Source organism: Amycolatopsis coloradensis (assembly GCF_001953865.1).
In the GTDB taxonomy this organism is placed as follows: Bacteria; Actinomycetota; Actinomycetes; order Mycobacteriales; family Pseudonocardiaceae; genus Amycolatopsis; species Amycolatopsis coloradensis.
In genome coordinates this window covers 133,398-142,097 of the sequence record NZ_MQUQ01000020.1, presented here as the reverse complement: position 1 = coordinate 142,097, position 8,700 = coordinate 133,398, and the positions used below count along the sequence as shown (strand labels likewise).

The following is an 8,700-nucleotide window of genomic DNA, read 5'->3' as shown; positions in this document are numbered from 1 at the left end:
TTCGCCGCCGTCGGCGTCGCCAGCACCATCGCCTACCTCGTGCTCTTCCTGCTGCTGCGGACGTTCACCGGCGCACAGGCCGCGAACCTCGTGGCGCTGCTGGTGACGGCGATCGGCAACACCACGCTCAACCGGCGCCTGACCTTCGGCATCCGCGGCCGGAGAGGCTCCGGACTGCACCAATTCCAAGGTCTCATCGTGTTCTGCATCGGACTCGGGCTCACCAGCGGCACGCTGGCTTTGCTGCACACGGTGACGGCGCCGGGGTTGCCGCTCGAGATCACCGCGCTCGTGCTCGCGAACCTCGCGGCCACCGTCGTGCGTTTCCTGTTGCTGCGCGGCTGGGTCTTCCGCTCCCGCCGCCGGCCCACCACCGAGATGGAGAGCTGAACCCATGACCACCGCACTCGCTTCCCGGGTGGCCCCCGGCCAGGTCGAGGAGAACGTCGAGAAGCCGCCGGGCCGCTGGGTCCGCCCCGCCGTCTTCGGACTGCTCGCCGCCACGGCGCTGCTGTACTTCTGGAACCTGACCGCGTCCGGCTACGGCAACTCCTTCTACGCCGCCGCGGTGCAGGCCGGCACGCAGGACTGGAAGGCGTGGCTGTTCGGCTCCCTCGACTCCGGGAACATCCTGACCGTCGACAAACCTCCGGCCGCGCTGTGGGTCACGACCGCGTTCGCGCGGCTCTTCGGCTTCTCGAGTTTCACCGTGCTGGCCCCGCAGGCGCTGATGGGTGTCGCCTCCGTCGGGTTGCTGTACCTGACGGTGAAGCGGACCTCCGGACCGGTCGCCGCCCTGTTCGCCGGGGCAGCGCTCGCCGTCACCCCGGTCGCCGCGCTGATGTTCAAGTTCAACAACCCCGACGCGCTGCTGACCCTGCTGCTGATCGCGGGCGCGTACTGCACGATCCGGGCGATCGAAAAGGCGAGCCCGCGCTGGCTGGCGTTCGCCGGGGCCGCCATCGGATTCGGCTTCCTGACCAAAATGATGCAGGCGTTCCTGGTGCTGCCCGCGTTCGGGCTCGCCTACCTGATCGCCGCGCCGACCTCGCTGGGCAGACGTTCGCTCCACCTGTTCGGCGCCCTCGTCGCGGTGGTCGTCTCCGCAGGCTGGTTCATCGCGCTGGTCGACCTGTGGCCGGCGGATTCACGTCCGTACATCGGCGGTTCGACCGACAACAGCCTGCTCGAACTGGCGCTCGGCTACAACGGGCTCGGCCGGATCTTCGGCAGGGGCGGCGGCGTGATGGTCGGCGGGCCGAGCGGGGGTACGGGCGGCGGGAACGTCGGCTTCGGCGGCGAGAGCGGCCTGACCCGCATGTTCGGCGCCAGCTTCGGCGGCGAGGTGTCGTGGCTGCTGCCCGCCGCGCTGATCGGCCTGGTCGCGGGTCTGTGGTTCACCCGGCGGGCCGCCGGGACCGACAAGACCAGGGCCGCGCTGCTCGTCTGGGGCGGCTGGATGCTCGTCACGTCGCTGGTGTTCAGCTACATGAGCGGCATCGTGCACCCGTACTACGCCGTCGCGCTGGCGCCGTCGATCGCCGCCGTGGTCGCGATCTCCGGGACCTCGCTGTGGCGCGGCCGGGCACATCTCGCGCCGCGGGTTTTCCTGTCGTTGATGATCGCCGCCAGCGCGGTCTGGGCGTACATCCTGCTCGACCGGAACGCCGACTGGCTGCCCGCCCTGCGCTGGATCGTCGCCGGGCTCGGCCTGGTGACCGCGACCGTCGTGCTGGTGGGCCTCCCGCCGATGCGCAAACTCGTCGCCGTGATCGCGACGGCGGCCGTGCTGACCGTCGGCCTCGGCACCACCGCCTTCGCGGTGGAAACCGCCGCGCGGGCGCATTCCGGGTCGATCCCGCTCTCCGGACCCGTCACCGGTGGTGAGCGCGGCATGGGCGGCGGTCCCGGCATGGAAGAGGGCTCGTCGGCGGAGATGGGGACCCTTCTCGCCGCGACCACGACGAAATGGGCGGCGGCGACGGCGAGTTCGCAGTCGGCGGCGAACCTGGAACTCGCGAGCGGCAAGTCGGTGATCGGCATCGGCGGCTGGAGCGGCCGGGACCCCGCCCCGACGCTGGCGGAGTTCCAGCGGTGCGTGGCCAAGGGCGAGATCACCTACTACGTCGAGGGCGGCCGCGGCGGCGGTCCCGGCGGGGGGTCGACCGAGATCGGCGACTGGGTCGCGGCGAACTTCGCGGCCACGACGGTCGGCGAGCAGACGGTGTACAACCTGCTCTGACTTCGCGGACCGGTCCGCAGGTCGGGGCCGTGGGTCGGATGCCAACCCGAAACCACTCGGCCGAGTCGGTGATTTCGCGTGATTGAAGGCACGACACGTGTGATCAGACGGACGACACGCGTGACTGGATGGACGACACGCGGACGCAACCGTCCTGCCGCGAGTTGTCCGGCTGGACACGCGTGTCGTCCATCCGATCACGTGTGTCGTCCATCCAAGCACGCGAACAGCCCGACGGCAGGCAGGTTTGCCCCAACCCGAAACCGCACTCACGACCCCGGTGGCCCACTCGGTACCGGCACCCTGGTCGCCTGAAGTACATGAAGGGGGCCTTCACGGACATTCAGGCTCGCACCCACAGCTGTCTGACACCGAACCCTCAGGCGGAACACAGGGAACGAGCGGATCCTGGAAGTGGGGAAAGAATCACCCAGGGGTGAGGAGAAGACCATGAGGGAGCTTCCACACTGGCACACGGCGAGCGCGCAAGGGCCGCGCAAGCACAACGCGGACGCCGTCGGGGCGTACGCGGCCTCGGGCGGGACAGGAATCGTGTTCGCGCTGGCCGATGGAGTCGGAGATCACCCGAAAGCGGCACACGCGGCGAGGACGGCGGCCTCGGCGGCGGCGAGGGCACCGGCCGAGAAGGGCGCGGTCGAGGCTGTTCTGGCTGCTCAGCGCGCTGTGCTCCAGCTCGGCGGGGCCGGTGACTGCGTCCTCGTCGTGGCGGTCCAGAGCGGCGAAGGCTATGGCATCGCATGGCTCGGGGATGCCCGGGCGTACGCTTGGGACGGTTACACCGTGCGGCAGGTGACGAAGGACCATACGCTCGCACAGTACTTCCGCGACCACGATCAACCCGTGACACCGCGGATGGAACACGTCGTCACCACCAGCGTCCGCACGGCCGGTGCGCACGAGATCGGCGCGGCCACCATCAAGACCGGTGGACTTCTGCTCACCAGCGACGGTGTGCACAAGACGCTCAGCGGGCCGACCATGCTCGACATCCTCGGGATGCCGGACAGGGCGGCGACGGAGCTGGTGCGGACGGCGATCTCGCTCGGTGGCTCCGACAACGCCACCGCGCTCGTGGTGGATCCGCCTCGCGCGGATCGCACCACGGAGAAATTTCGCGTCGCGGCCTGAACCGGGCGGTCAGGCCGCGACGCGATCCCGTTTCAGCTGCCGGTACTCGCGCAGCACCAGCACGACGATGACGACGTCGAGGGCGGCGAAGAACGGCAGCGCGAGCGAGTGCGTGTGGATCGCGCGGAAGATCTCGTAGACCACGAACGCCGAAAGCACCACCGCGGCCACGGGATAGGCGCGCGTCACCTTGCGGGCCAGCGCCCAGACCAGGCCGAGTTTGACGAGCCCGTGCGCGACGAGGTACACGACGGCGAACGTCCGGCCTTCGGCGAAGTGCCCCGCGGCGAGTTCGAGATGCCGGGCCAGTGTCCCTTCCGGGTCGCCGAGCAGGTCGCGGGTGACCACGGCGTGCGCGAAACCGGTGATGACCGACCCCGGGACGATCGTCAGGACGAGCCCGCCCACCAGCTGCAAAGCGCCGTCGAGCCCCTTCAGGGCGATGGCGATCCGGAACAGTTTCTCGGTGCCCATGGGCGCTCCCTCCGCGATCACCTCACCCTGCCGCACGCGGTCACCGCCCGCAGCCACCGTCACCGGAACAGGCGGTCTTGGCAGGTCCGGCACCGTTCGTGCCGCGCGGTCCGGCCGGAGGGGTCCCTGCCGTAGAAGGGAAAACACGGCGCGCCGCAGACGCCGAGGTAGATGCGCCCGCACCGCAACGGCCGCGCGCCGACGTGATGCGCCACAGCCAGCGCCTGATGGCGCACGCCCGCCTCGGGCAGCCAGCCGTCGTCGGGCAGTTTCGCGAGCACGTCGGCGTCGACGTCGTCCGAGCGGCGGAGCAGTGCCGCGCCGAGGTCGGTGAGCCGTTCCCCGAGGTCACGGAGGAGGTCCGCGCGCGGCGTGTCCTCCTCAACCATCCGGGTGACGAAGGTGATGTCGCTGCCGAGGGAGCCGTGGAGGTCTCGGAGCCGTTCCAGCAGGCGGTGATCCATGCCCTTCCATTAGGGCGTTGCGGCCCGGCAAAGGAAGACCTCAGGACACGTAAGTGACCTTGCCGTCGAGCACGGTGGCGGTGATGGGGATGTCACGCAGTCCGGCCGGGGACAGCCGCACCGGATCCACCGCGGTGACGACCAGATCGGCGACGTCCCCGACGGCGATCGAGGACCGGCCGCCGGACGCCGCCGCGAGTGCGGCCTCCAGCGGCATCGACTGCTCGGGGTGCCACGGCGGACGGTCGTCGTCGGTGCGGCTGATCGCCGACGCGATCGCGTCCCACGGGTCCAGCGGCGCGACCGGGGCGTCCGAGCCGAACTCGAGGGTCACCCCGGCGCGATACAAGGCGCCGTAAGGGAAAGCCCGATCGGTCCAGTCGTGCCAGTGCCGGTCTGCGACGTCGCGGTCGTCCGGTTGATGGGCGGGCTGCACACTCGCCACGACCCCCAGTTCGGCGAACCGCGCGACGTCCTCGGCACGCAGCAATTGCGCGTGCTCGATGCGGCCCGCGCAGCCGACGGCCGCGAAGGCGTCGAGCGCGATCTTGTTGGCGTGGTCGCCGATCGCGTGCACCGCCGGCGAGAGCCCGTGCTCGGAAGCCTTGCGCATCAACGGTTCCAGCTCCTCGGGCGGGAGTTCGAGCAGCCCGTGGGACTCGGTTCCGGCGTACTGGCCCACGCAGTACGCGGTGCGTGTGTTCAGCGAACCGTCGACGAACAGCTTGAACGGGCCGACCGTGAGCAGCCCGCCGGTGCCGTCGAGGACGTCGCCGGTGCGGTGGCCGCGGTCGACGGCGGTGTCGAGCAGGTACTTCGCGATCACACAGGAAACTTTGACCGGCAAAGGTTTCCGTGCCAGCCGCCGTCGCCAGTCGGTGACGGTGTCGGTGTACTCGTAGTCGACGATCTTGGTGACGCCGCGGGCGGCCGCCGCGTCGAGCGCGTCGGCGACCCAGCCGTCGATGACGTCGTCGGGGGCGACCGGGAGTTCGGCGGTCGCGCTCATGCAGTCGTTCTCCAGCAGTACCCCTGTCGGGTGTTCGCGGCCGATGAGCTTCAGCGCGGCGGGGCTGAGCCACAGCGTGTGGAGGTCGGCGCTGAACAAGGCGACGGGGTGCCCCGGCAGCGCCTTCTGCAACAGGTCCTTGTGCGGCGCGTCGGGCCAGAGGCCGTCGCGGAAACCCGCGCCGAGCACGAGATCGCCGGGTGGCACGGGATTCGCCAGCAGGTGGGCGAGCACGAGGTCGACCGTATGCGCGGCGGACCTCGCCTCCCCCAGCGGGATCCGGCGCCGCGCCGCCGACCATTGCGCGGTGTGCGCGTGCGCGTCGACGAGCCCTGGCAGCAGCGTGCCGCCGTGCCCGTCCAGGATCTCCGACGCTTCACCCGCTTGCCCAGGGCCCGCGATGGCCGCGATCCGGCCGGTCTCGATCCGCACGTCCGACAGGGAACCCGCCAAGCCGACCCGGACCCGGCGCAACAGAAGATCGTCCACGCCCTCACCTTGCCAGCCCCGCCGCGTTTCGTCCTCTAGTTGCGGTCCATGCGTGCGCAACTACCGCAACTAGAGGACGAAACGCGGGGGAGGTCAGGAGCGGGCGAAGGTGAGTTTTCCGAGCGCGGCGACCAAGGGCGCGAGTTCGGGGAGTTCCCCGGCGGCGGCCAGTGCCTCGGTGAGGACGGTGTCGTGCGTCGGCCGCGCGGCCGCGAGCAGTTCCTGCCCCGGCGGCGTGACCTCCGTGTAGATCCCCCGCCTGTCGTCCGGGCACAGGTACCGCTGCAACAGTCCCCTGTCCTCCAGTCGCGAGACCAGCCTCGTCGTCGCCGACTGGCTGAGCACGACGGCGTTCGACAGCTGGTTCATCCGCAGGTGGAAGCCATCCTGCCGGGCGAGGACGTCCAGCACGGTGTACTCGCTGACAGACAGTTCGTGCTGCTGCGCCAGCGCGCGCTCCAGCGCGTCCTCGATCCGCGCGTGCAGTGCGGCCAGGGTCCGCCAGCCCTGCGCGCGTGCCTCCACGGCGTCGTCGGCCAGTGACACGGTTCACCTCTTCCCCGGTTGCCCGAGCTTCGTTGCGTCGTGCATCATCAAGCGTGTGCAATATGCGGCGCGTGCAACTATTTCAGACGCTTGTAGTTGCCAACGCCAGCTACCAACACTCTACGGGAAGAAGTGAGGCACCCATGCCCGCCGCTCTGCTCGCATTGGCGATCAGCGCCTTCGGTATCGGCACCACCGAGTTCGTGATCATGGGCCTGTTGCCCGAGGTCGCGGGTGACTTCGGCGTCTCGATCCCCTCCGCGGGGCTGCTGATCTCCGGTTACGCGCTCGGCGTCGTCGTCGGCGCCCCGGCGCTGACCGCGCTCGCGTCCCGGGTGCCGCGCAAGACGGTCCTGCTCGGCCTCATGGTCCTGTTCATCGCCGGCAACGTGGTTTCCGCGGTGGCCCCCACCTACGGCCTGCTGCTGACCGGCCGCGTGGTCGCCGCGCTCTCGCACGGCGCGTTCTTCGGTGTCGGCGCGGTGGTCGCCGCCTCGCTGGTCGCACCGGCCAAACAGGCCAGCGCCATCGCGATGATGTTCACCGGGCTGACCGTCGCCAACGTCCTCGGCGTCCCCGCCGGGACCGCGCTCGGGCAGGCGCTCGGCTGGCGCTCGGCGTTCTGGGCGGTCAGCGTCCTCGGCGTGATCGGCCTGATCGGGATCCTCGCGCTGGTGCCGGTCCAGACGACGACGCAGAGCGCCGGCCTGCGCAGCGAACTCGCCGTCTTCAAACGCCCGCAGGTATGGCTCGCGCTGGCGATGACCGCACTCGGGTTCGCCGGAGTGTTCGCGTCCTTCACCTACATCGCGCCGATGATGACCGAGGTCGCCGGGTTCTCGCCGGGAGCGGTGACCTGGCTGCTGGTGCTGTTCGGCGGCGGCCTCTTCGTCGGCAACCTGCTCGGCGGCAAGGCGGCCGACCGGGCGCTGATGCCCAGCCTGTACGTCATCCTCGCCGCGCTCGCGGCCGTGCTGGTCGTGTTCGTCTTCACCGCGCACGCCCAGCTTCCCGCCGCGATCACCATCGCCGTCTTCGGCGCCGCCGGTTTCGCGACCGTCGCGCCGTTGCAGGCCCGCGTGATGGACAAGGCCGAAGGCGCGCCCGCGCTGGCGTCGGCCGCCAACATCGCCGCGTTCAATCTCGGCAACGCCGCGGGCGCGTGGCTCGGCGGCCAGGCCATCGACGCCGGTCTCGGCTACACCGCGCCCAACTGGATCGGCGCCGCGCTCGCGCTCGCCGGGCTGCTGATCGCGGTCATCTCAGGCATGCTCGACCACGGGCGGCGGAAGGCCCGTCGCGCCGAACCGGCCCCCGTCGCCTGACCGCGAACATCCACGAAAGGAAAGCAAGTGACCGACATTCCCACCGTCGAACTCAACAACGGGGTGGAGATGCCGCAGCTCGGATTCGGCGTCTTCCAGGTACCGGACGAGGAGACCACCGCCGCGGTCAAGGCCGCGCTGGACGCCGGGTACCGCAGCATCGACACCGCCGCCATCTACGGCAACGAAGCCGGCGTCGGCAAGGCCATCGCCGAGTCCGGGATCGCCCGCGACGACCTGTTCATCACCACCAAGCTGTGGAACAGCGAACAGGGCTACGACGCCACGCTGAAGGCGTTCGACGCCAGCCTGGCCAAACTCGGCCTGGAGAAACTGGACCTCTACCTCATCCACTGGCCGACGCCGGAGCGCGACCTCTACGCCGACACGTGGAAGGCCTTCGAGAAGCTCTACGCCGACGGCCGGGTGCGCGCGATCGGCGTGTCCAACTTCCAGCCCGCCCACCTCGAACGGGTGCTCGGCGCCGGTTCCGTCGTCCCGGCGGTGAACCAGGTCGAAGTGCACCCGTACCTGCAGCAGGCCGGGGTGCGTGAGTTCGACGCGAAGCACGGCATCGCGACCGAGGCGTGGAGCCCGCTGGCCAAGGGCGGCGACCTGCTCGGCGAAGAAGCGGTCAAGGCGCTGGCGTCGAAGCACGGCCGCACTCCGGCGCAGGTCGTCCTGCGCTGGCACCTGCAACTGGGCAACGTCGTGATCCCGAAGTCCGTGACGCCGTCGCGGATCAAGGAGAACCTGGACGTCTTCGGATTCACGCTGTCGGATGAGGACGTCGCGTCGCTGTCCGTGCTGGACCGGGGACAGCGGACCGGGCCGGATCCCGACACCTTCAACGTCGCGTAGGCGTTTCGCGGCCGGCGGCTTTAGCTGTCCTGAAGGGCACCGTTGATCGTCTCAACGGTGCCCTTCACGCAGAGCCCGCGGAAGACCGATGTCCACGCCCGACCCCGGCCGCAAGCGTGCGACACCTGTGCGCAGGTGGCG

The 8,700-nt window shown here is 70.1% G+C and carries 9 protein-coding genes; 5 read left to right on the top strand and 4 right to left on the bottom strand.

Annotated features, from left to right (window positions below; translation table 11 throughout):
• The 3 genes from BS329_RS44850 to BS329_RS33240 all read left to right on the top strand — a co-directional run.
• Positions 1–390, top strand: a 390-nt coding sequence (locus BS329_RS44850; protein ID WP_244197395.1) for a GtrA family protein, incomplete at its 5' end; no start/stop codon positions are given.
• 4 nt (positions 391–394) lie between these two features.
• Entirely contained in the window at positions 395–2,242 is a 1,848-nt protein-coding gene (locus tag BS329_RS33245; protein ID WP_076166105.1) for an ArnT family glycosyltransferase, read from the top strand.
• 450 nt (positions 2,243–2,692) lie between these two features.
• Entirely contained in the window at positions 2,693–3,391 is a 699-nt protein-coding gene (locus BS329_RS33240; protein WP_076166102.1) for a PP2C family protein-serine/threonine phosphatase, read from the top strand.
• A 9-nt stretch (positions 3,392–3,400) separates the two neighbouring features.
• On the opposite strand, the gene BS329_RS33235 is transcribed toward BS329_RS33240, so the two are convergent.
• From BS329_RS33235 to BS329_RS33220, 4 genes are all read right to left on the bottom strand, one after another.
• The gene (locus BS329_RS33235; protein ID WP_076166616.1) at positions 3,401–3,865 is read right to left on the bottom strand and encodes a DUF2127 domain-containing protein; all 465 of its coding nucleotides are present in this window, start codon (positions 3,863–3,865) and stop codon (positions 3,401–3,403) included.
• A gap of 59 nt (positions 3,866–3,924) precedes the next feature.
• Positions 3,925–4,329, bottom strand: coding sequence for a hypothetical protein (locus tag BS329_RS33230; RefSeq protein WP_076166099.1), 405 nt, complete (start codon positions 4,327–4,329; stop codon positions 3,925–3,927).
• A 40-nt stretch (positions 4,330–4,369) separates the two neighbouring features.
• Complete coding sequence (locus BS329_RS33225) at positions 4,370–5,827, bottom strand: amidohydrolase (protein WP_076166097.1); 1,458 nt, start codon at positions 5,825–5,827, stop codon at positions 4,370–4,372.
• Positions 5,828–5,920: 93 nt separating this feature from the next.
• The gene (locus tag BS329_RS33220) at positions 5,921–6,373 is read right to left on the bottom strand and encodes a MarR family winged helix-turn-helix transcriptional regulator (protein WP_076166094.1); all 453 of its coding nucleotides are present in this window, start codon (positions 6,371–6,373) and stop codon (positions 5,921–5,923) included.
• A gap of 143 nt (positions 6,374–6,516) precedes the next feature.
• Here BS329_RS33220 and BS329_RS33215 point away from each other — a divergent pair, with 143 nt between their 5' ends.
• Both BS329_RS33215 and BS329_RS33210 read left to right on the top strand, forming a co-directional pair.
• On the top strand, positions 6,517–7,698 hold the full coding sequence (locus BS329_RS33215; protein WP_076166091.1) for an MFS transporter: 1,182 nt from the start codon (positions 6,517–6,519) through the stop codon (positions 7,696–7,698).
• Between the two features lie 27 nt (positions 7,699–7,725).
• Entirely contained in the window at positions 7,726–8,559 is an 834-nt protein-coding gene (locus tag BS329_RS33210; RefSeq protein ID WP_076166089.1) for an aldo/keto reductase, read from the top strand.
• Positions 8,560–8,700: the final 141 nt, after the last annotated feature.